General features: G+C 71.9%; 18 protein-coding genes. 10 read left to right on the top strand and 8 right to left on the bottom strand.

What is annotated here, in order from left to right; translation table 11 throughout:
* Both C665_RS05950 and C665_RS05955 read left to right on the top strand, forming a co-directional pair.
* Window positions 1–698 (top strand): DUF3025 domain-containing protein (locus tag C665_RS05950; protein WP_004302850.1); only part of this gene is annotated, 698 nt, incomplete at its 5' end.
* A 198-nt stretch (window positions 699–896) separates the two neighbouring features.
* The gene (locus tag C665_RS05955; RefSeq protein ID WP_004302852.1) at window positions 897–1,793 is read left to right on the top strand and encodes a DNA ligase; all 897 of its coding nucleotides are present in this window, start codon (window positions 897–899) and stop codon (window positions 1,791–1,793) included.
* Window positions 1,794–1,994: 201 nt separating this feature from the next.
* On the opposite strand, the gene C665_RS05960 is transcribed toward C665_RS05955, so the two are convergent.
* Entirely contained in the window at window positions 1,995–3,926 is a 1,932-nt protein-coding gene (locus C665_RS05960; RefSeq protein ID WP_004302854.1) for an ABC transporter transmembrane domain-containing protein, read from the bottom strand.
* 207 nt (window positions 3,927–4,133) lie between these two features.
* Here C665_RS05960 and C665_RS05965 point away from each other — a divergent pair, with 207 nt between their 5' ends.
* Both C665_RS05965 and C665_RS05970 read left to right on the top strand, forming a co-directional pair.
* The gene (locus C665_RS05965; protein WP_004302857.1) at window positions 4,134–4,742 is read left to right on the top strand and encodes a DUF924 family protein; all 609 of its coding nucleotides are present in this window, start codon (window positions 4,134–4,136) and stop codon (window positions 4,740–4,742) included.
* Window positions 4,743–4,780: 38 nt separating this feature from the next.
* Window positions 4,781–5,485, top strand: coding sequence for a type 1 glutamine amidotransferase (locus C665_RS05970; protein ID WP_004302859.1), 705 nt, complete (start codon window positions 4,781–4,783; stop codon window positions 5,483–5,485).
* Between the two features lie 7 nt (window positions 5,486–5,492).
* On the opposite strand, the gene C665_RS05975 is transcribed toward C665_RS05970, so the two are convergent.
* The 5 genes from C665_RS05975 to C665_RS05995 are packed head-to-tail and all read right to left on the bottom strand — an operon-like array spanning window position 5,493 to window position 11,501.
* Window positions 5,493–6,455, bottom strand: coding sequence for a DUF4332 domain-containing protein (locus C665_RS05975; RefSeq protein WP_004302862.1), 963 nt, complete (start codon window positions 6,453–6,455; stop codon window positions 5,493–5,495).
* Between the two features lie 38 nt (window positions 6,456–6,493).
* Complete coding sequence (locus C665_RS05980; RefSeq protein ID WP_004302864.1) at window positions 6,494–6,886, bottom strand: hypothetical protein; 393 nt, start codon at window positions 6,884–6,886, stop codon at window positions 6,494–6,496.
* Window positions 6,887–6,938: 52 nt separating this feature from the next.
* Entirely contained in the window at window positions 6,939–7,832 is an 894-nt protein-coding gene (locus C665_RS05985; RefSeq protein WP_012584232.1) for a hypothetical protein, read from the bottom strand.
* A 27-nt stretch (window positions 7,833–7,859) separates the two neighbouring features.
* Window positions 7,860–8,879, bottom strand: coding sequence for a hypothetical protein (locus C665_RS05990; RefSeq protein ID WP_004302866.1), 1,020 nt, complete (start codon window positions 8,877–8,879; stop codon window positions 7,860–7,862).
* A gap of 21 nt (window positions 8,880–8,900) precedes the next feature.
* Window positions 8,901–11,501: a S8 family serine peptidase gene (locus C665_RS05995; protein WP_004302868.1), complete on the bottom strand. Its 2,601-nt coding sequence runs from the start codon at window positions 11,499–11,501 to the stop codon at window positions 8,901–8,903.
* Window positions 11,502–11,747: 246 nt separating this feature from the next.
* On the opposite strand from C665_RS05995, the gene C665_RS06000 reads away from it, so the two are divergent.
* From C665_RS06000 to C665_RS06020, 5 genes are all read left to right on the top strand, one after another.
* Window positions 11,748–12,248 (top strand): LEA/WHy family protein, encoded by a 501-nt coding sequence (locus tag C665_RS06000; RefSeq protein ID WP_004302870.1) that lies wholly within the window; start codon window positions 11,748–11,750, stop codon window positions 12,246–12,248.
* Between the two features lie 86 nt (window positions 12,249–12,334).
* Window positions 12,335–13,126, top strand: a complete 792-nt coding sequence (locus C665_RS06005) for an enoyl-CoA hydratase-related protein (protein ID WP_004302873.1) — start codon at window positions 12,335–12,337, stop codon at window positions 13,124–13,126.
* 20 nt (window positions 13,127–13,146) lie between these two features.
* A complete protein-coding gene (locus C665_RS06010) occupies window positions 13,147–14,646 on the top strand; it encodes an AMP nucleosidase (RefSeq protein WP_004302874.1) in 1,500 nt (499 codons plus the stop codon).
* 41 nt (window positions 14,647–14,687) lie between these two features.
* Entirely contained in the window at window positions 14,688–16,619 is a 1,932-nt protein-coding gene (locus C665_RS06015; protein ID WP_004302876.1) for a B12-binding domain-containing radical SAM protein, read from the top strand.
* A 126-nt stretch (window positions 16,620–16,745) separates the two neighbouring features.
* Complete coding sequence (locus C665_RS06020) at window positions 16,746–18,443, top strand: flagellar assembly protein A (RefSeq protein WP_004302878.1); 1,698 nt, start codon at window positions 16,746–16,748, stop codon at window positions 18,441–18,443.
* 43 nt (window positions 18,444–18,486) lie between these two features.
* On the opposite strand, the gene tpx is transcribed toward C665_RS06020, so the two are convergent.
* The gene (gene tpx / locus C665_RS06025) at window positions 18,487–18,987 is read right to left on the bottom strand and encodes a thiol peroxidase (RefSeq protein WP_004302880.1); all 501 of its coding nucleotides are present in this window, start codon (window positions 18,985–18,987) and stop codon (window positions 18,487–18,489) included.
* A 242-nt stretch (window positions 18,988–19,229) separates the two neighbouring features.
* Between tpx and C665_RS06030 the strand changes: the two genes are divergently transcribed.
* Window positions 19,230–20,381, top strand: a complete 1,152-nt coding sequence (locus tag C665_RS06030) for a TIR domain-containing protein (RefSeq protein WP_004302882.1) — start codon at window positions 19,230–19,232, stop codon at window positions 20,379–20,381.
* Between the two features lie 14 nt (window positions 20,382–20,395).
* Here C665_RS06030 and htpX read toward each other — a convergent pair whose 3' ends face one another.
* Window positions 20,396–21,235: a zinc metalloprotease HtpX gene (gene htpX / locus C665_RS06035; protein ID WP_004302884.1), complete on the bottom strand. Its 840-nt coding sequence runs from the start codon at window positions 21,233–21,235 to the stop codon at window positions 20,396–20,398.
* Window positions 21,236–21,292 lie beyond the last annotated feature (57 nt).

Genomic DNA, 21,292 nt, shown 5'->3' on the forward strand with positions numbered 1-21,292 from the left:
CGCCCGCGGCGCGCAGCGGTGGCGGCGCGCCGATCCGCTTCGCCGCGCCGGGCGACGACGAGGCCGGCTACGAGGCGCGCATCTTCGCCACCGGCGAGGTCCCCACCCGCGAGGCCGACTGGCACGACTTCTTCAACGCGCTCGCCTGGTGCGCCTGGCCGCGCACCAAGGCCTGCTGCAACCGCCTCCACCTCGACGAGCTGCGCGCACGCGATGCCGCCGGCCTCGCCGGGCGCGGGCCGCGGCGCGACGCGCTGACCCAGTTCGACGAGTGCGGCATCGTCGTGGTGTCCGCCGACCCGCAGGTCCCCGCCCTGCTCGCCGCGCACGCGTGGGAAGAGGTGTTCTGGAACCGGCGCGAGGCCCTGCAGCACAGCACCCGCTTCCTCGTCTTCGGCCACGGCACGTGGGACCAGCTGCGCGCGCCCTTCCCCGGCCTGTGCGCCAAGGCCATCCACCGCGTGGTCGATCCGGCCTGGCTCGCACTGCCCGCGGCCGCGGCGCGCGCCGAGACCGATGCCTGGCTCGCTGCCCGCCTCGCCGCCACGATCGGCGACTTCCGCCCGCGCAGCCTCGCCCCGCTGCCACTGCTGGGCATCCCCGGCGTGACGCCGGCCAGCGAGTCCGCCGGCTACTACCGCGACACCCGCCAGTTCCGCCCGCAGCGCATGCCTGCGGGCACCGCCGCCGGCGCCTGAAGTTCCGCCTGGCGGCGCCCACGCACCGCAGCTATAATCCCTTTGTCATTTTCCGGCCTCGCATGCCGACGTGCTCGAGGCGAGCATCGAGGGCACAGGCCGCCGCCCCGCGAGGGGCTTGCCCGCAAGCCTTGTCCGCGTTGGCGCGGCACGGGCGAAGAGGCGCCCACACCCGCGATCGGACTGGAGGGTTCGCCCGTGAGACCGCCCACCCGCATTCCCGCACCGGCCCTGCGCAGGCCGGGCAGGTGCATCCGCAGCCTGATCCTGGCCCTCGCCCTGCTGCCGGCCGGCGCGGTCGCACAGACCGCGGAGCCCGCAGACGCGCCCGCAGCCATGCTCGCCCTGCGCTACGACCCCGCGATCGACCCCGCGGGCTGGTGGGTGAGCGAGAAGCTCGACGGCGTGCGCGCGTCGTGGGACGGCAGCGTGCTGCGTTTCCGCAGCGGGCGCGCGTTGCCGGCGCCGGCCTGGTTCCTCGCCGCGCTGCCGCCGGTCGCCCTCGACGGCGAGCTCTGGCTCGGCCGCCGCCGCTTCGACGAGCTCTCCGGCCTGCTGCGCCGCGAGGATCCCGCAGACCCGCTGTGGCGCGAGGTGCGCTACATGCTCTTCGAATTGCCCGGCGCCGCCGGCGACTTCGACACCCGGCTGGCGCGTCTGCGCAGCCTGGCCGAGGCCGCCGATGCGCCCTGGGTGCAGGCGATCCCGCAGCAGCGCGTACCCGACCGTGCCGCCTTGCAGCGCCTGCTCGGCGAGGTCCTCGCAGGTGGCGGCGAAGGCCTCATGCTGCATCGCGCCGACGCCCTCTGGCAGCCCGGCCGCAGCGAGGCCCTGCGCAAGCTCACCCCCTGGCTCGACGCCGAGGCGCGCGTCGTGGGCTACCTGCCGGGCAAAGGCAGGCTGCAGGGCAGGGTGGGCGCGCTGCAGGTCGAGCGCGCGGACGGGCGGCGCTTCCGCATCGGCAGCGGCCTCAGCGACGCGCTGCGCGCCAACCCGCCCGCGCTCGGCGCCCTCGTCACCTACCGCTACCGCGAGCTCACCCCCGCCGGCCTGCCGCGCTTTCCGCGCTACCTGCGCGAACGCACGCTGCCGTGAAGCGCCGGCGCCATCCGGGAGCGTCAGCGCGTGCGTGCCCGCCGCAGGGCGCAACGGATCCGCGCCTGCGCCACAGGGCCCCCCGATCGCGACTCGCGTCGCTCCCACAAGGCTCGCCGAAGCGCGGCGGTTTTCCGTGGGAACGACGCGAGTCGCGATTGCAGCGCACCGGGTCCGCGCCTGCGCTGCGGGAGGCTCCGGTCAGCCCTCCAGCTGCAGCGCCGCCAACCGCGCATACAGCCCGCCCTGGCGGCGCAGGTCGGCCGGGGTGCCGGTCTCGACGATGCGCCCCGCGTCCATCACCACGATGCGATCCACCTTCTGCACCGTCGCGAGGCGGTGGGCGATGATCAGCGTGGTGCGGCCCTGCATCGCGGCGGCCAGGCCTTGCTGCACGAGGACCTCGGCTTCGGCGTCGAGCGCGCTGGTGGCCTCGTCGAGCAGCAGGATGGGCGCGCCCTTGAGGATCGCGCGTGCGATCGCGATACGCTGGCGCTGGCCGCCCGAGAGCCGCGTGCCGCGCTCGCCGAGGAAAGTGGCGTAGCCCTCGGGCAGGCGGGCGATGAACTCGTCGGCGGCCGCGGCACGCGCGGCGGCGATCACCTCGGCGTCGCCTGCGTCGGGGCGACCGTAGCGGATGTTGTCGAGCGCGCTCGCGGAGAAGATCACCGGGTCCTGGGGCACGAGGGCGATACGCGCACGCAGGCTTCGCAGCGGCAGCGCGCGGATGTCCTGGCCGTCGATGCGGATGCAGCCCTCGCCGGCCTCGTAGAAGCGCAGCAGGAGCTGGAACAGGCTGGTCTTGCCGGCGCCCGAGGGGCCGACCAGCGCGAGCCTTTCGCCCACCGCGATGCGCAGGTCGATGCCGTCGAGCGCCGCTACGGCGGGGCGGGCAGGGTAGCGGAAGACGACGTCGGCGAGCTCGATCGCGGGGTGGGTGGCAGGGGCCTTGGTGGGGGAATCGGGTGCGGGGTTCGCGGCGGGCGCCGCGCCCGCAGGGCGCGTGCTGCGCGGGTTCTCATGCAGGCGCGGCGCCCGTCGCGAACCGCCACCTCCGGCCGCCTCCGCTACGCCCTCCGCCGCCTCTGCATCCCGGATCACCGGCTCTGCCTGCAGCAGCTCCAGCAGCCGCCCGCTCGCCCCCGCGGCGCGCATCACGTCGCCCCACACCTCGGCAAGCGTGCCGGCGCCGCCCGCGACCAGCGCGGCGTAGATCACGAAGGCGCCGAGATCGCCCACCGACAGCGCGCCGGCCTGCACCTGGCGCGCGCCGATCCACAGCACGAAGATGATCGTGCCCATCACCGCGGCGATGATCAGCCCGGTGAGCGCCGCGCGCACCCGGGTGCGCCGCACCGCGGCGGCGAAGCTGGTCTCGGCGCGGGCGGCGAAACGCGCGGCCTCGTTGTCCTCCTGCCCGAAGGCCTGCACCGTGGGCATGGCCGCGAGGATCTCGCCGGCGAGCGCCGAGGCGTCGGCGATGCGGTCCTGCGCCTCGCGCGAGAGGCTGCGCACGCGCCGGCCGATCAGCGTGATGGGCAGCGCGAGCAGGGCCATGAGCCCGAAGATGAGCCCGAAGAGCTGCACGCTGGTCACCGCCAGCATCAACATGCCGCCGACGAACTGGAAGAGGCTGCGCAGCCCCAGCGAGATCGAGCTGCCCACCACCGTCTGCACCAGCGTCGTGTCGCCGGTGAGCCGCGACAGCACCTCGCCGGTCTGCAGGGTCTCGAAGTACTGCGGCGACTGGCGCAGCACGCGCGCATACACCGCGCTGCGCAGGTCGGCGGTGACGCGCTCGCCGATCCACGACACCGTGTAGTAGCGCGCGGCCACCGCCGCCGCCCAGAACACTGCGAGGCCGAACAGCGCGACGAAACGTCCGTCCAGCCCCTGCGCGCCAAACAGCCCGCCGCCGTCCGCCGCCCCGCCCGTCGCGGCACCGCCGACGGACACGCCGCCGAAGCCCGCGTCGATCAGGTCGCGAAAGGCCAGCGGCACCACCAGGATGGCCGCCGAGCCCAGGCACAAGAACACGAAGGCGAGCACCACCCGTGCGCAGTAGGGGCGCAGGAAGGGGAGCAGGCCACGCAGGGCGGAGAGCGGGGCGGGGGAGGCGGTGTCGCTGGGCATGGCGGCATTATTGCGCCACCCGCGCGGACGGGGTGCGAACCAGGCGTCTGGAGCAGGGCGATTGCATGAAGGCGCTGCAGGCGCTCATCGCCTGCCACGTGGGAGCGGACCATTCCGTTGGAGCGATCGCCCTCGCGCCCGACGCTCCCGCATCGCAGCGGGCTGGGCTATGCTTGCCCCACCCCGATCGGCCGCCCGGAGCCCCGCATGGACACGCCCGCCACGATCCACGCCTTCTGGTTCGGCCCCGCGGCCGATGCGGACGCAGAGGCCGCCATCATCGAGCGCCAGTCGGCGCTATGGTGGAGGAAACAGCCCGCGGTCGACGCGGAGATCCGCGCACGCTTCGCCCCGCTGGTGGGCCGCGCCGCGGGCGGGGAGCTCGACACCTGGCTGGGCGGGCTGCGCGGGCGCCTGGCGCTGGTGCTGCTGACCGACCAGTTCCCGCGCAACATCTGGCGCGGCGAAGCCGCGGCCTTCGCCTTCGACGTGCTCGCGCTGCGCTGGGCGAAGGAGGCGCTCGCGCGCGGCCTCGACGCCGGGCTGCGCCCGATCGAGCGCGTCTTCCTGTACCTGCCGCTGGAGCACTCCGAAAACCTCGCCGACCAGCGCGAGGCGGTGCGTCGGTTCGATACGCTCGCCATCGCGGTCGAGCCCGCGCTGCGCACGGCCTTCGCCGGCTACCTCGACTACGCCCGCCGCCACCTCGAGATCATCGAGCGCTTCGGCCGCTTCCCGCACCGCAACGCCGCGCTCGGGCGCGAGACAAGCCCGGAGGAGGCCGAATTCCTGCGCCAGCCCGGCTCGCGCTTCTAGAATAGGCCACCCGTTCCATCTCGCCACCCCAGGACGCCATGAAAGCCCACATCCTGCAGCACGTTCCCTTCGAAGGCCCCGGTCACATCGGCGACTGGCTCGCCGCGCGCGGTGCGGACATCGGCTCGACCCGCTTCTGGGAATCGCCGGTGCTGCCCGACCCGGCCGCGATCGATCTGCTGGTGGTGATGGGCGGGCCGATGAGCGTCAATGACGAGGCGGAATTGCCCTGGCTGGTCGCCGAGAAGCGCTTCATCGCGGAAGTGGTCGCGCTCGGCCGGCCGGTGCTCGGCATCTGCCTCGGCGCGCAGCTGATCGCCAGCGCGCACGGCGCCCGCGTCTATCGCAACGCGGACAAGGAGATCGGCTGGTTCGAGGTCGCCGCCAGCGGAGCGGAACCCGACGCTGCAGACACCGCATCGCGCTTCCCCTTCCCCGCGCGCACCACCGTGCTGCACTGGCACGGCGAGACCTTCGATCTGCCCGCGGGCGCGCGCCTGCTCGCGTCGAGCCCGGCGTGCCGCCACCAGGCCTTCCAGCTCGGCGGGCGTACGATCGGCCTGCAGTTCCACCTCGAGATGACCGCATCCAGCCTGCGCGCGATCGTCGACAACTGCCGCGGCGAGCTGGTGCCGGGACGCTGGATCCAGGACGAGGCGACGATCCTCGGCCACGCCGACGGGCACTTCGCCGCGACCCACGCGCTGATGGACGGCCTGCTCGACTGGCTCGTACGCGCCTGAGGCAGCTTCAGCCGCCCTCGCGCGGCCGGCCGTGGTACTTCTTCGCGGCCTCGATCCAGGAGGCGGCCTGCGCCGCGTTGATCGGGGCGAGGCTCTTGTGTGCGCGGCGGGCGACCTCGGCGTTGTATTTCTCGACGACCTCCACCGCCGCCGCGCCGGCGAGCGTCTCCAGCGAGCGGATGCCGACCGTCCACAGCACGTCGGCCGCGCGCGGCTCGATCGTGCGCACCGAGAGCAGCTCCGCATGACCCATCCACTCGGCCAGGCGCTGCCGATCCACCCCCACCAGCGCGGCCAGTTCGGCGCTCGACTTGAGCCGCGACCCGGCCACCAGCAGGTCGGCGATGGTGAAGATCTGCTGGCGGTTGAGCGCGCCGCGCCAGGTCTCGCCGACCCCGACGATGTCTTCCACGCCCGCCCACGGGCTGAACTCCGGGCTGGCGCTCAGGCCCGCGTCCTCGCGCGGCAGGGGCACGAGGTCGAGCCGGATGCGCGACAGCTTGGACGGATCGATGTCGTCCTCGGGGCGCACGAAGCGGTACTCGAGGGTGCCCAGCGGCGACACGTCCACCGTCACCTGGGCGTCGATCGCCACCTCGCGCACCGCGAAGCGGCTCACCGGGTTGGTGGTCTGCGCCAGCTTGTGCTGCAGGGTGTCCAGGGTGTGGGCGACCGCGCTGGCGAAGTCGTCCGGGCTGCGCTTGCGCGCCGCCTCGACCTCGGCGAGCTGGCGGCGCAGCGCGGCGTTCTCGCTCTCGAGGCGGACGAGCTCCTTGCGCAGCGCCGCGATCACCGCCTCGGTGTTGTCGGCGCCGCTGCCGTCCTCCGCCACCGGGGTGAAGACGCCCAGCCTGCCCTCCAGATTCACCAGGCTGGACGTGCCGACGGGCTTCAGGTTCATCGTGTCCACGAGCCGGGGGTCGAGCAGCGAGCCGGCAGCGGTGCGGAGGTCCTTGGGATCGATGGGCATGGCGGGGCGACGAGTTCGTGAGGGGAAGTGCGGGCGATTCAGGCGGGTGGCGGCGAGACGTCGGGCATGCCCTGGCGCGGCGCCAGCCGCAGCCGCACCATCAGGCTGCTCGCGGCCTGGTAGCCGTAGAGGCTGACCTGGCGCGCGTCCACAGGGCGCGACATGAGGCGCGGCGGGACGCTCCCGCTGGCGCGCTCGACCGATGCGGAGAGCGCCACCTCGAGCGTCACCTCGGTGAAGGTGTACCACAGCGGCGGCACCCGGGGGGCGTCCTCGTCGCCGCGCTCGATCGCGTCGAGGCGATCGGTGGCGTGGCGGTCGAGCGCCTCCTGCGCCGCGGCGACCGAGACTACGGTGCGCGCGAGCAGTTCGCCCAGCTCGACGGCCTGCTGGCCGGCCAGTTCGCCGGCACTGACGTTCGCCTTGTCCATGCGTTCTCCCGCCGGCGCGGAGGCGGGCCTTCCCGCCCCCACGCCGGACCGTTCAGAAGGTGACGGTGACCGAGTTGCTCACCAGGCCGATGCGCGCGGTGATCACGAAGCTGGCCGGCGCCGTGTCGGCGTCCTCGTCGAGGAAGTCACGCCTCAGCTCGATCTGGAGCTGCCCCGCGGCATCGGTGACGCCGCTGCCGAGATGCCGCCAGGGCACGCCGGAGCTCTCGACCGACAGCGCCTTGCCGGCGATCGGCGCGCCATTGCGGCGACTGTACTGCAGCAGCACGCTCATTGTGCGTCCGACCAGATCGCCGCCATCCATGACGTCGGCGATCTCGCCCTGGATGAGCGCGAGGCGCGGCCCGCGGATCACCTGGTTGGGCTTGGGGATGCCGACGTCGTCGCGCGGCTCGAGCAGCGCACTGGCGCGGATGCGGCCGAGCGAGACGTCGGTGGACACGTCGGTCGTGGTGGTGCTCGACCCGGATCCGCTCCCGCTGGTGACCATGCCGGGGCCGAAGAACATCGACACGCCGCTGCCGAAGAGCCCGAAATTCGAGCCCGAGTACGCGCTCGTGGTCTCCGAGGACGCGGCGAACTCGCGCGCGTAGAACTCGCCCTGCAGGCGCACGCTGGTCCATTGGTAGAACACCGGATCGATGAAGCTGATCAGCGGCAGCGGGCGCACGTGGTTGGTGACATGGTCGAGCGTGCCGTCGTCGCGGAACACCTGCTCGCGCACCGCGATCACGTTGACCAGCGTGGCGGCCAGCGCCGAGGCCGTCGCCGCGCTCGAGGTGTCGAGCTGCAGCTGGGTCGCGGCCACGGCCGCGCCGGTGCGTTCGACCAGCGTGCCGAAGGCGATGCCGGCACCGCGCAGTTCGTCGGAGACGTTGGCGTCCTCGGCCAGCGCTCGGGCAAGGGGAGGAAGTAGATCAGGCATGATGGTTTCTCCTGTGGCGGGCGGCGCTCAGAGCGACACCGTCGTGCTGCGTTCGATCTGGCCCAGCGTGGCGGTCACCGTGCCGCGCACGCGGCGCTGGAAGAGCGGGCTGGGGATGTTGCGCGACAGCGTGATCCGGCACTGCCCGGCCGCGTTCGTGGTGTTGCCGGTGAAGCCGTCGGCGGTCGCGAAGGACAGGTCGAAGGGGCCGGGATCGACGTCGATCGTCACGGTCGGATTCACCGCGCCGTTGGCCTTGCGCACCGTGATCACGATGTCGGTGGAGCGCGCGGTGACGACGCCCGAGTTCAGCGTCTCCTGCACGCTGCCCAGCGCCATGAAGATCTGCGGTCCGATGGAGACCTCGGCCGGCGGGTCGAATCCGTCGACGTTGCGCGGCTGCAGCAGGGCGTCCATCAGCACGCGCCCCTCCGCCCAGTTCGATTCGAAGTCCGACTCCTCGGAACGGAAGGTCGATTTCTCCTTGAACGACGACACGCCGATGCCCAGGAAGCCGAAGAAGAGGCCGACATTGGTCGCCCGCGCGCTCTTGGTCTTGCTGTTGACGCTGATGCCGCGCTCGTCGTCGACCGCACCGACGGTCATGTCCATGCGCAGCGCGACGTGGCTCCACTGATGCGCGGTGGGACGGACGAAGTTGATCAGCGACACGTTCTGGGTCACGAGCTGGGTCGCGCTGGGGACCGGGAGGCCGTCGTCGTTCAACTCCTGCACGACGTCGGTGACCACCGTGATGTTGGACTGCGACAGGGTGGTCGCGGTGTCGACCAGGCCACGATCGAGGGCGGTCTGCGAATCGGCGACCCCGCGGCCGATCGAGGCCAGGATATCGCCGAAGCTGGGCGCGAGCTCGGCGAGTTCGCCGGAGACGTCGGCCCCGAGGGCGAGCGCGCCGCCAACCGCACCGGGCATCAGCGCACCCGCCGAGAGGATGCTGCCCTCGGGCAGCGCGGCAGCCGGCGACGTCGCGCCGGCCTGGGTCCGGGTCGGCTTGCCCTTGCCCGGTTTTTCGGTGTTGTCAGCCATGATGCACTCCTTGTGAGTGGTTCATCGGAACAAGCGCTCGCCGCGGACCTCGCGGGCGACGTTGCGGTCGAGCGCTTCGAGCAAGGGAGAGAGCGCGGCGGCCAGGGCCTGCCATGCGACGGTGGAGACGGTCTCGGGTGCGCCGGAGAGCAGGGCGTGGAGCGGATGCGCCAGCGCGAGTCGCGCCGCGGCGGGTGGCGGCGCACCGAGGAAGGCGGCCACGCTGCGGATCTGCGCGCGCAAGGCCGCGGGCAGGAAGGCCAGCGCATCCTCGTCCGGGGCACCGGCGCATAGTGCGGCGAGCCCGCCGGGCAGCGTGCGCTCGAGTTCGATCGCGCGTCTGGCCCCCACGCCGCGCACCGCCGTCCACGGCAGGTCGACCCGCCAACGCGGCGCGGGCAGCGGATCCGCGGGCACCGTCGGCGTCCCCGGCGCCGCGGGGGTGGCCCGCACGACGACGCCGGGACTTGTCGCCAGCGCCCACGGCTGCGGCCCGAGCGGCACATTCACGCCGCGCACCTCCAGCATCCACTCACCCTCGCCGAGCGCCACGTCGATGCATTCGACGGTGTTGCGCCGGTCCGGACTGCCGACCGCGCCGGCCGGGTGGTTGCCCCAGGCAAGCACGCTGCCGCCGGCATCGCGCAGCACCAGGTCGAGGTCGTTGATCAGGGCCTCGCCCGGCGCGTCGTACCAGCACAGCACCGCGCGCAGCCGTCCCGGCCCCGTGCAGTCGATGCGGCGGCGCTCGCCGGTCGCCACACCGACGCGGTCCTCGATCAGCACCGGCCCGTCGGGACCGGGCAGGCTGCCGGCCAGCCACAGGCGACCGAAGCCCGCGCGCTGGCGGTCCTCCTCGCCCTGTCCGTCGCGCCGATGCACCGCCCGTGCGCCGTGGATCAGCAGCGCCTTGAGCGCGGCGCCGCCCGGCGCCTCGCCGAGCACCGGCCGCCAGCGCTGGCGCAGCACCGCCGCCGCACCCGCGACCACCCCGGTCGACATCGAGGTGCCGCCGAGGTACTGGTACCAGGGCAGCGGATTGGCCAGGCCCCAGCCCCGTGCCGAACTCGCCGTGCTGCGCGCGGCGGCGAGGTTGGTGCCGGGCGCACACAGGTCGGGCTTGATGCGGCCGTCCAGCGTGGGACCGCAGCTCGACAGCAGCGCGAGCCGCTCGGCGTCGCCCGAGACGGACGCGCCGCGCTGTGCCGGATCGGGAAAGCGCGTGCCAGCGGGATCGAGCGCCGCCCACCCGCCGCGCAGGCCGATGCCGGCATCCGGTCCCTCGGTGGCACCGACGGCAAGAACGCTTTTCGCGCTTGCCGGCGCGTACAGCGTGCCGGCATCGACGGCCCCGTCGCGGTTGCGGTCGCGGCCGGCGTTGCCGGCGGCGACGATCACCAGCATCTCGGCATGGGCGTGAAGGAAATGGTCGCACTCCCAACTGTCGTCGGTATAGGCGCCCGCAGCCTCCACGCCCCAGGCGTCGACGTGGATCGCCGCACCGGCGGCGCGCGCCTGTTCGAGCAGCTCGCGCAGGTCGAGCGGCCGCCCGGCGAGGTAGAAGCCGGGCTGCAGCCGGCTGCGCCATTCCGGCAGCGGGTCGACGTACTGCTCGATCGCCTGCATGAGGATGCGCGCACCCGGCGCCACGCCCACCAGCCTGCCGGCGCTCAAGCCGCCGTCGCCCGCAGCCAGCCCCACCACATGGGTGCCATGGCCGCTGCCACGATCGGCGCCACCGTCGTCCGCGCCCGGAGCGCGCACGAAGGCCGACCATCCGGGCGCGAGCGGCCAGCTATGGATCGCCTGCACCCGCCCGGCGAAATCGGGATGCGGCGCATCGGTCGCACCGGTTCCCAGGCCGGTATCGGCGAACGCGATCAATTCGCCCTCGCCGCCCTGCGCGCCAGTCGCGCCGCCCGCGCTCTCCGGCAGGGCGGTCGCACCGATCGCGAGCCGCAAGGACAGCGAGGCCGTGCGCGGCAGGGTGCCCGGATCGGCAATCTTCACCCCGACCGCGTCGCGCAGCCGGCCGACCGCACCCGCATCGCCGCTCACCCGCAGCTTGTAGGGGCTGCTCGCGACCACCTGCAGGCCGGCGGCGGTGAGCTCGCCTTCGAGGCGGACGCGGTCTTCCACGCTGAAGGCCACCGCATCGACGGTGTCCGGCAAGGCCGCCACCCCGCCCGCGCCCGCGCGCGCGCAGTCCTCCGCCGCGTAGGGAGCGATCGCGCGCAAGGCAGGAAGCGCGGCACGCAGGGCGACAAGATCGCCACCGACGTCCGCACACAGGCCGCTGGGCGGACAGTCGAAGCGTGGCGTCCAGCCCAGCGTGGCGAGCGTCTCGCGCCAGGCTGGCAATACCGGGCCGGCGAAGCGCAGGATGCAGCGCGGCCCCGCTCCCGGTTCGAAGCATCCGGACGGAAGAATGCGGGGCACGCCATGGACCCGGATCGGATCGAGATCCGTCCAGCTCGCCCAGGCCGTGACCGGCACACGTTCGACCTCGACGAGCGCCAGCTCGCCATAGCGAGCCAACACCGCGCCTGCTGTCGCCGCGGCCGGCACGAGGGCGAAACACGCGGGCGCGACGCCAGGATGCGCGCGCGGGGCGGGAACCATGCTCGACTCCAGGGAAGAAGGCTGCGCGGACAACCGGGGGGACGAGCACCGGCGCACAACCGACCGGCACCGCAGTCACCACCGATGCTTTCACCATAGCCCCAATGCGGGTCGAATTCAAAAGGCGGAGACGCTTTGTCCCACGCCGATCGACTGCGCCAGCTTCCTTGCACGGCGCGGTTAGAATGAATGCCACACTCGCCCACCGTGGCCGCAGAGCGCGCGCCCTTGCCCGGAGTCGGCACCATGTCCCTTGCTGTCCGCCCGTCTGCCTCGTCCTTCACCCGCAGCCTGCTCGCCGTGCTCGCATCGGTGCTGCTCGCCGGCTGCGCCAGCCTGATCCAGCGCGAGCCGGTACGCATCAACGTCGTGGGGCTCGAACCCCTGCCGGGCGCGGGCATGGAGATGCGCTTCGCAGTGAAGCTGCGCGTGCAGAACCCCAACGAGGCGGCGATCGATTTCGACGGCCTCGCCCTCGAACTCGACCTCGACGGCAAGCCCTTCGCCACCGGCGTCAGCGACCGCAAGGGCAGCGTGCCGCGCTTCGGCGAGGCGCTCGTCGAGATCCCGGTGTCGGTCTCGGCGATCGCGGTGGTGCGCCAGGCGCTCGGCGTCATCGAAGGCGAACCGAAGACCGAGGTGCCCTACACCCTGCGCGGGCGGCTCGCCGGCGGGCTGCTCGGCGGCACCCGCTTCAGCGATGCGGGCATGCTGAAATTGCCCGAGCCGCTCCGTAACCCGCGCTGAACGCAGCGCCCGAACCAGTCCCAGGCCCTGCCCTAGGCCGCGCACCGCGGCCCCCAACTGTCCGCCGCCCACAAGGAGACCGCACGATGACCCTGCCCACCGTCCACGACGCCCGCCTCCAACTCGACAAGCGCGTCGCCACCCTCACGCTGGCGCGCGACGACGTGCGCAACGCGCTCACCGGCACCGCGCTGATCGACGACATCGTCGGCGTGGCCGAATGGGTGAACCGCTGCGAGGAGGTCTCCGTCCTCGTCATCACCGGCGAAGGCGCGGCCTTCTCCGCGGGCGGCAACGTCAAGGACATGGCGGCGCGCGGCGGCGACTTCGCCGGCGACGTGGCCGAGGTCGCCACCCGCTACCGCCAGGGCATCCAGCGCATCCCGCTGGCGCTGCAGGCGGTCGAGGTGCCGGTCATCGCCGCGGTCAACGGCCCGGCGATCGGCGCCGGCTTCGACCTCGCCAACATGGCCGACATCCGCATCGCATCGACCAAGGCGAAATTCGGCGAGACCTTCCTCAACCTCGGCATCATCCCCGGCGACGGCGGCGCCTGGTTCATGCAGCGCCTGATCGGCTACCAGCAGGCCTTCGAGCTCACGCTCTCGGGCCGCATCGTCGGCGCCGCGGAGGCGAAGACGCTCGGCATCGTGCTCGAGGTGGTCGAACCCGAGCAGTTGCTGCCCCGCGCGCACGAGCTGGCCGCACGCTTCGCCGCCCAGCCTCCCAAGGCCCTGCGCCTCACCAAGCGCCTGATGAAGATGGCGCAGCGCATGGAACTGAAGGATTTCCTCGACCTTTCCGCCGCCTTCCAGGGCATGTGCCACAACGAGCCCGAGCACCTCGAGGCGGTCCAGCGCCTGCTCGCGCGCACCTGAACCACGAGCACCCGCAAACGATGAACGGCCACGCCCCCCACTTCGACGTCGAGGACTTCGCCGATCCGGCCGCGGCGCTGGCCCGGGCGCACGAGATCTACGACCTCGCGGTCGAGCACCTGCGCCACGGCCTGCAGCACTACGTCGACGGCGCCGACATCGGCCGCCACGTGCGCGCCTGCTATCCGCTGCTGCGCGTGCGCACCGACACCGTGGCGCGCGCCGATTCGCGGCTGTCCTACGGCTTCGTCGCCGGGCCGGGCGTGTTCGAGACCACGCTGACCCGGCCCGACCTGTTCGCCGACTACTACCTGGAGCAATTCCGCCTGCTGGTGCAGAACCACGGCGTGGCCTTGCAGGTGGGCAGCAGCACGCAGCCCATCCCGGTGCATTTCGCCCTGCCCGAGCACGACTACCTGGAAGGCCACCTCGGCCCCGAGCGCCGCCGCCTGCTGCGCGATCACTTCGACCTGCCCGACTTGGGCGCCATGGACGACGGCATCGCCAACGGCACCTTCGAGCCCGGCCCCGGCGAACCGCATCCGCTCGCGCTGTTCACCGCGCCGCGGGTGGATTACTCGCTGCACCGGCTGCGCCACTACACCGGCACGCGGCCGGCCTTCTTCCAGAACTTCGTGCTGTTCACCAACTACCAGTTCTACATCGACGAGTTCATCCGCCTCGGCCACGAGCTCATGGCCGACACCGCCTCCGGCCACGGCTACGAGGCCTTCGTCGAGCCGGGCAACGTGGTCACCCGCCGCAGCGACCTCGCGCCGCAGGCCGAGGACGCCGATGGCACCCCGCCGCCGCGCCTGCCGCAGATGCCGGCCTACCACCTGGTGCGCGGCGACCACGCCGGCATCACGATGGTGAATATCGGCGTCGGCCCGGCCAACGCCAAGACCATCACCGACCACATCGCGGTGCTGCGCCCGCACGCCTGGATCATGCTCGGCCACTGCGCCGGGCTGCGCAACAGCCAGCATCTGGGCGACTACGTGCTCGCCCACGGCTACGTGCGCGAGGACCACGTGCTCGACGAGGAGCTCCCGCCCTGGGTGCCGATCCCGCCGCTGGCCGAGGTGCAGGTCGCGCTCGAGGCCGCCGTGGCCGAGGTCACGCAGCTGTCCGGCTACGAGCTCAAGCGCCTGATGCGCACCGGCACCGTCGCCAGCACCGACAACCGCAACTGGGAGCTGCTGCCCTCGCACGGCATGTCGAGCAGCCCGGAGCGCCGCTTCAGCCAGAGCCGCGCGGTGGCGCTCGACATGGAATCCGCCACCATCGCCGCCAACGGCTTCCGCTTCCGCGTGCCCTACGGCACCCTGCTGTGCGTCAGCGACAAGCCGCTGCACGGCGAGATCAAGCTGCCCGGCATGGCCGACAAGTTCTACCGCGAGCGGGTGGACCAGCACCTGCGCATCGGCATCCGCGCGCTCGAGCAGTTGCGCGAACAAGGCGTCGACCGCCTGCACAGCCGCAAGCTGCGCAGCTTCGCCGAGGTGGCGTTCCAGTAGCGGCTGCGGCATCCTCGCGCCCTTCGCCCGCAACATCCGCCATGTCCGCCGCGCCGCCCTCCGCCCACCCGATCCGCGTGCTCTCCGTCATCCCGCCGATGACGCAGCTCAACACGCCCTACCCGTCCACCGCCTACCTCACCGGCTTCCTGCGCTCGCGCGGGGTGGATGCGGTGCAGGAAGACCTGGCGCTGAAGCTGGTGCTGCGCCTGCTCTCGCCCGCCGGGCTGGACGACATCCGCGCCCGCGCCGAGGCGCTGCCGAAGAAGCGGCGCACGCCACTGGTACAGGGCTTTCTCGACCACTTCGCGCGCTACCGCTACACCGTCGACCCCACCATCGCCTTCCTGCAGGGTCGCGACCCGACCATCGCGCACCGCATCGCCAGCCGGACCTTCCTGCCCGAGGGGCCGCGCTTCGATGCGGTGGACGCCTACGTCGACCCGGACGACCCCGAGGGCGGCGACCCGCTCGCCTGGGCCTTCGGCGCCCTCGGCCTCGCCGACCGCGCGCGCCACCTGGCGACGCTGTACCTCAACGAGCTCGCCGACATCCTGCGCGACGCGGTGGATGCGCGCTTCGAGTTCGTGCGCTACGCCGAGACGCTGGCGATGAGCCAGCCCACCTTCGAGCCGCTCGCCGCTGCACTTGCCGCCGCACCGACGCTGGTCGACGCGTATTTGAAAGACCTGACCCTCGAAGCCCTCTGCCGCCACTCGCCGCAGGTGGTGCTGGTCTCCACCCCCTTCCCCGGCTCGGTGTACGGCGCCTTCCGCATCGCGCAGGCGATCAAGGCCGCGCATCCGGAGATCATCACCGTGCTCGGCGGCGGCTTCGTCAATACCGAGCTGCGCGAGCTCGCCGAGCCACGGGTGTTCGACCATTTCGACTACGTCACGCTCGACGACGGCGAGCGCCCGCTGCTCGCGCTGCTCGAGCACCTGCAGGGCCGGCGCGGCAGATCCCGGCTGGTGCGGACCTTCGTGCGCGATGCGGATACGGGCCAGGTGCGCTACATCCACCTCGCCGAGCCCGACGTGCCCTTCGCCGAGGTCGGCACTCCGACCTGGGACGGCCTGCCGCTGGACCGCTACCTGTCGGTGCTCGACATGCTCAACCCGATGCACCGGCTGTGGTCGGACGGGCGCTGGAACAAGCTCACCGTGGCCCACGGCTGCTACTGGAAGAAGTGCAGCTTCTGCGACGTCAGCCTCGACTATATCGGCCGCTACGACGGCGCCGCCGCCGGCCTGCTGGTCGACCGCATCGAGGCGATCATCGCCGAGACCGGCCAGACCGGCTTCCACTTCGTCGACGAGGCCGCGCCGCCCAAGGCCTTGCGTGCGCTCGCCGAGGAGCTGCTGCGGCGCGGCGTGGCGATCTCGTGGTGGGGCAACATCCGCTTCGAGAAATCCTTCAGCCCCGAGCTCTGCCAGCTGCTCGCCGACAGCGGCTGCATCGCGGTCTCGGGCGGGCTGGAGGTGGCCTCCGACCGCCTGCTGCAGCTGATGAAGAAGGGCGTTTCGGTCGAGCAGGTCGCGCGCGTCACCCACGCCTTCACCGCGGCCGGGGTGCTGGTGCACGCCTACCTGATGTACGGCTTCCCCACCCAGACGGTGCACGACACCGTCGACGCGCTCGAATACGTGCGCCAGCTCTTCGAAGCCGGCTGCATCCAGTCGGGCTTCTTCCATCGTTTCGCATGCACCGTGCATTCTCCGGTGGGCAGGAACCCGGAGGAGTTCGGCGTCACCCTGGTGGCGCTGCCCGAGATCACGTTCGCGAAGAACGACGTCGGCTTCATCGACCCCACCGGGGTGGACCACGACCGCCTCGGCAAGGCGCTCAACAAGGCGCTATACAACTACATGCACGGCATCGGCCTGGACACCGACGTGCGCGCCTGGTTCGAGGACAAGGTGCCGCGCCCGCGCGTGGCCAGGCACTTCATCGCCCGCGCACTGGGCGCCTGAGCATTGCACGGGCGACACGGCCGCGGGCGTCGAATCGGGTTCGCCCCATTGGCACCAACAATATGCGCGCGGCTACAATCCCCCGACCGCGCACGCGGACCTTGCTGATCGGATCGCACTGGAAACATGGACAAGCAGCCCACGGAAGGCCCGGAACTGGAGGTGTCGTTCGACGAACTCACGCGCGTCCTGAGCGTGAGCATCGCCCATGACCCGCATTTTCCGCGCATCGACGCCTTGTGGCTGCGCCGACGGCTCGAAGCCGCGGGCTACGCCGACCTGCAGATCCGCCCCGACCCGATCCGCCGCCTGATCGCCCAGTACAACGCCGGCGAGGCGGTGGCGCCGGTCGAGATCGCGCAGTGCGTGGATGCGTCGATGCAGATCGGAGTCTCGCTGGACGGACTGGTCGCACGCCTGAGCATCGTGCCGGCCAAGGGTGGCAAGCCGGCGAGCAAGACCGAACTGCTCGCCCTGATCGAATCGCGCGGCATCGTCGAGGGCCTGCTGCTGGAGGAGATGAACCGCGCCATCGCCGACGGTCAGGCCGACGACCTCGCCATCGCACGCGGCCGGGAACCGGAACCGGGCAAGGACGGCTGGCTCGAGTACCTGCTGCCGGAGACGCGCGAGCGCGTACCCAGCGTGCGCCCCTGCGGCCGCACCGACTACCGCGACCTCGGCGAGATCCTCGTCGTCCACGCCGGCGATGCGCTGATGCGCCGCCATCCCCCGCAGCCCGGAGTCGACGGCGTCAATGTGTACGGCCGGCCGATCGTGGCGCGGCGCGGTCGCGAGCAGCGCTTCGCCCCCGGCCTGCGCGGCACCGCGATCTCGCCCGAGGACCCCGAGCTGCTCGTGGCTGCCTGCGACGGCCAGCCGGTGCGGGTGCGCAACGGAGCGATGGTGGAGCCGATCTTCACCGTGGATGCGGTCAACCTCGCCACCGGCAACATCGACTTCGACGGCAGCGTGCGCATCCGCAACGATGTGCAGGCCGGGATGACGGTGCGCGCCAGCGGCGACATCGAGGTCGGCGGCGTGGTCGAGCCGGCCACGCTGGAGGCCGGCGGCAGCATCGTGGTCAAGGGCGGCGTGCTCGGCGGGCTGGGCGGCAAGACCGCCGGCAAGGATTACAGCGCGCACGCGATCCGCTGCGAGGGCAGCTTCTGCGCCACCTACGCGCAGCAGGCGCGCATCAGCGCGGGCGACTCGATCTTCATCGACGACGTCGCCATGCAGTGCCAGCTCGAGGCGCGCAACCACATCCGCGTAGGCAAGCGCCTGCGCGGCCAGATCGTCGGCGGCCATTGCCGCGCCAGCCTGTCCATCCACGCGCGCACGATCGGCGCGAACAGCCGCATCCGCACCGAGCTCGAGATCGGCATGGACAACGGGCTGGAACACGCCATCCAGGAGAAGGCCGAGGCGCGCGACGCACTCGAGAACCGCTTGCTCGAGATCGGCAAGATGCTCACCTTCGCCGACCGCCATCCCGATCGCGTGACACCCGAGATGCTGGGACGTGCCGAGCAGACGGCGAGCGCGCTGTCGGGCGAGATCGAGAGCTTGCGCAGCGAGGAGGAGGATCTGCAGCACCGCCTCGCGCTCACCCGCGAGGCACGGGTGAATGCGGAGCGCGAGATGTTCGAGGGCTGCATCGTGCGCATGGGCGAGCAGCTGTTCAAGCTGTCGCAGGACCGCGGGCCGACCACGGTGCGACTGGCCACCCAGGGGCTGGGCGTGTTCCCGCTCGAGGACGACAGCCGCTTCGACGAGCCGCAGCGCCCGGCGGCGGCCAGCCAGGGCTCGTCCCGGCGCTGAGCGTCGCCACCGCGCCCGGCGGCGACGCCCGCGGCACGGCGGCTTACTTCAGCGCGGCGAGCGCGGCGGCGTAGTCGGGCTCTTCCTTGATCTCGGGCACGAGCTGCGAATACACCACCTTGTCGTTGCCATCGACGACCACGACCGCGCGTGCGGTGACGCCGGCGAGCGGGCCGGAGGTGATCGCGACGCCGTAGTCCTGCGCGAACTTCGGGCTGCGGAAGGTCGACAGCGTATGCACGTTCTTCAGGCCTTCGGTCTCGCAGAAGCGCTTGGCGGCGAAGGGCAGGTCGGCGGACACGACCAGCACCACGGTATCCGCGAGGCCGGCGGCCTCGGCGTTGAACTTGCGGGTCGAGGTGGCGCACACCGGGGTGTCCAGGCTGGGGACGATGTTCAGCACCTTGCGCTTGCCGGCGAAGGCCTCGAGGCCCACGTCGGCGAGATCGGCGCCGGTGAGCCTGAAGGCGGGCGCTGCCTCGCCGGCCTGCGGGAAACGGCCCGCCACGTCGATCGGGTTGCCGCCAAGGGTGACTTTGCTCATGTCGATCTCCTTCAGGTGAGGGTTGCGCCGGCACGTGCCTGCGTCGCCGGCTGGTGGGACCGCTAGCCTACACCAAGCCGATGCATGCAGGCGTTCTGGTCCGCGCGCGGAGGCTCCGCACCGAAGTGCGCCGTGGAAGCGGGCCGGGAAGGGCTCGGGCGAGGCGGGGGTCCCGACACCACGCAGACGGAGCCGGCCTGATCTATGGTGAAGATCAGGCCGCAACCCGATGGAGCATCGTGATGGAACCGGTGGATCTCTTCTACAGCTACGCGCACGAGGACGAAAAGCTGCGCGACGAGCTCGACGGCCACCTCGCGCTGCTGCGGCGCAAGGGCGTGATCCGTCCCTGGCACGACCGCGGCATCGTCCCCGGGCAGGAGTGGGACAAGGCGATCGACGAGCAGCTCGCCATGGCAGACCTGATCCTGCTCCTGGTGAGCATGGACTTCCTCAACTCCGACTATATCTGGGGCAAGGAGCTCGCCACCGCGATCGAACGCGCCCGGCGCGGCGACGCCAGCGTGATCCCGGTGCTGCTGCGCGCCGTCGATCTCGAGGACGCGCCCTTCGCCCACCTGCAGGGCTTGCCCACCGACCTGCGCCCGGTGACCTCGTGGCCCAACCGCGACGAGGCCTGGACCGACGTCGCCAAGGGCATCCGGCGCGCGGTCGAGGCCATCCGCCAGCGCTGGGCGAGCGCACCGCCCCCGGCAGCCCCGCCGGCAGCCCCGCCGGAGGCGCCGTCCGTACCGCGCGCGAGCGGTTTCGGTACGGCGGTCGCAAGCGTGCCGCTTCCGGAAGAGCCTGTCCGCACGCTCGAAATGGCGCGTCCGGCGCCCAGGATGGCCGCGACCCGGGACGCCCGCACCGACGCCCTGCTCGAGCGCACCATCGCCGCGTTCGCAAACGAGCTCGCCCTCGCGGCGCGCATCAAGGGCGTGCAGGGCATCGGCAGCGGCGAGGCGGAGGGCCTGGCCGAGGCGCTGATCGACATGCCCGCGCAGAAGCGCGTGCTCTGGGTGGACGACCGCCCGGAAAACAACCGCCATGAGCTGGCCGCGCTGGCGAAACTGCAGGTCGAGGTGGTGAACGTGCGCAGCACCGGGGAAGCGATCGCCTGCCTCGATGCGGACGAGGAAGGTTTCGACCTGATACTGTCGGATTGGGACCGAGCCGAACCGGCCGCCACCGCATCGAGCGCCGGACTCGAGCTGCTACGCATGCTCGCCGCACGCCCGCGGCGACCGCCGGTCATCTTCTATCACGCCGAGTTCGATCCCTCGCGTCGCGCGGCGCGGCGCGAGTGCCTGCTGCGCGCCGGCGCCTTCGGCGAGGCGGTGCGGCCGGGCGAGCTGCTCGCCCTGATCCGCAGCGCCTTCGCGTCGGACTGAGCGTCGGGCAGGCCTCAGCGCATGGTCTGCAGGCGCGCGATGCGCTCCTGGGTGGAGGGGTGCGTCGAGAACAGCCCGCGCAGGCCGCCGCCGGAGAGCGGGTTCATGATCATCATCTGCGCGGTCTCCGGGTGGCGCTCGGCGGTGTGCATCGGGATGCCGCGCGCGTAGGCGTCGATCTTGGCGAGCGCGGCGGCGAGCGCGGCGGGATCGCCGGAGATCTCCGCGCCACCGCGGTCGGCGCCGAACTCGCGGGTGCGGCTGATCGCCATCTGGATCAGCATGCCGGCGAGCGGGGCGAGGATCATCATCGCGATCGAGACGATGGGGTTGGGACGCTCCTCGCCCTCGCGGCCGCCGAAGAACATGCCGAAGTTGGCCAGCATCGAGATCGCGCCCGCGATGGTGGCCGAGATGGTCGAGATCAGGATGTCGCGGTTCTTCACGTGTGCCAGTTCGTGCGCCATCACCCCGCGCAGCTCGCGCTCGGAGAGCATGCGGATGATGCCGGTGGTCGCCGCCACCGCGGCGTTGTCGGGGTTGCGGCCGGTGGCGAAGGCATTGGGCTGGGCCTCGTCGATGATGTACACCTTCGGCATCGGCAGCTCGGCACGGCGGGCGAGCTCCGCCACCATGTTGTACAGGTAGGGCGAGGAGGCGGCATCGACCTCGCGCGCCTTGTACATCTTCAGCACCATCTTGTCCGAGAACCAGTAGGCCCAGACGTTCATCGCGCCACCCATCACGAGCGCGATCAGCATGCCCTGCTGGCCGCCGATGGCCGCGCCCATCGCCCCGAACAGGGCGACGATGCCGGCCATCAGGATGGAGGTCTTGATCCAGTTTCCGAACATTGCGGGATCCTTCCTGCGAGAGATTGATTCGTCAGTGTAGCTTGGGGCGTCCGCGAC

Source organism: Thauera aminoaromatica S2 (genome assembly GCF_000310185.1).
GTDB classification, from domain to species: Bacteria; Pseudomonadota; Gammaproteobacteria; order Burkholderiales; family Rhodocyclaceae; genus Thauera; species Thauera aminoaromatica.

What these genes read in the sequence shown, in the direction of transcription:
- C665_RS05960 (WP_004302854.1), bottom strand. Translation starts at nt 3,926, where the DNA reads ATGCCCAGCGACACCGCCTCCCCCGCCCCGCTCTCCGCCCTGCGTGGC.
- C665_RS05965 (WP_004302857.1), top strand. Translation starts at nt 4,134, where the DNA reads ATGGACACGCCCGCCACGATCCACGCCTTCTGGTTCGGCCCCGCGGCC.
- C665_RS05970 (WP_004302859.1), top strand. Translation starts at nt 4,781, where the DNA reads ATGAAAGCCCACATCCTGCAGCACGTTCCCTTCGAAGGCCCCGGTCAC.
- C665_RS05975 (WP_004302862.1), bottom strand. Translation starts at nt 6,455, where the DNA reads ATGCCCATCGATCCCAAGGACCTCCGCACCGCTGCCGGCTCGCTGCTC.
- C665_RS05980 (WP_004302864.1), bottom strand. Translation starts at nt 6,886, where the DNA reads ATGGACAAGGCGAACGTCAGTGCCGGCGAACTGGCCGGCCAGCAGGCC.
- C665_RS05985 (WP_012584232.1), bottom strand. Translation starts at nt 7,832, where the DNA reads ATGCCTGATCTACTTCCTCCCCTTGCCCGAGCGCTGGCCGAGGACGCC.
- C665_RS05990 (WP_004302866.1), bottom strand. Translation starts at nt 8,879, where the DNA reads ATGGCTGACAACACCGAAAAACCGGGCAAGGGCAAGCCGACCCGGACC.
- C665_RS05995 (WP_004302868.1), bottom strand. Translation starts at nt 11,501, where the DNA reads ATGGTTCCCGCCCCGCGCGCGCATCCTGGCGTCGCGCCCGCGTGTTTC.
- C665_RS06000 (WP_004302870.1), top strand. Translation starts at nt 11,748, where the DNA reads ATGTCCCTTGCTGTCCGCCCGTCTGCCTCGTCCTTCACCCGCAGCCTG.
- C665_RS06005 (WP_004302873.1), top strand. Translation starts at nt 12,335, where the DNA reads ATGACCCTGCCCACCGTCCACGACGCCCGCCTCCAACTCGACAAGCGC.
- C665_RS06010 (WP_004302874.1), top strand. Translation starts at nt 13,147, where the DNA reads ATGAACGGCCACGCCCCCCACTTCGACGTCGAGGACTTCGCCGATCCG.
- C665_RS06015 (WP_004302876.1), top strand. Translation starts at nt 14,688, where the DNA reads ATGTCCGCCGCGCCGCCCTCCGCCCACCCGATCCGCGTGCTCTCCGTC.
- C665_RS06020 (WP_004302878.1), top strand. Translation starts at nt 16,746, where the DNA reads ATGGACAAGCAGCCCACGGAAGGCCCGGAACTGGAGGTGTCGTTCGAC.
- tpx (WP_004302880.1), bottom strand. Translation starts at nt 18,987, where the DNA reads ATGAGCAAAGTCACCCTTGGCGGCAACCCGATCGACGTGGCGGGCCGT.
- C665_RS06030 (WP_004302882.1), top strand. Translation starts at nt 19,230, where the DNA reads ATGGAACCGGTGGATCTCTTCTACAGCTACGCGCACGAGGACGAAAAG.
- htpX (WP_004302884.1), bottom strand. Translation starts at nt 21,235, where the DNA reads ATGTTCGGAAACTGGATCAAGACCTCCATCCTGATGGCCGGCATCGTC.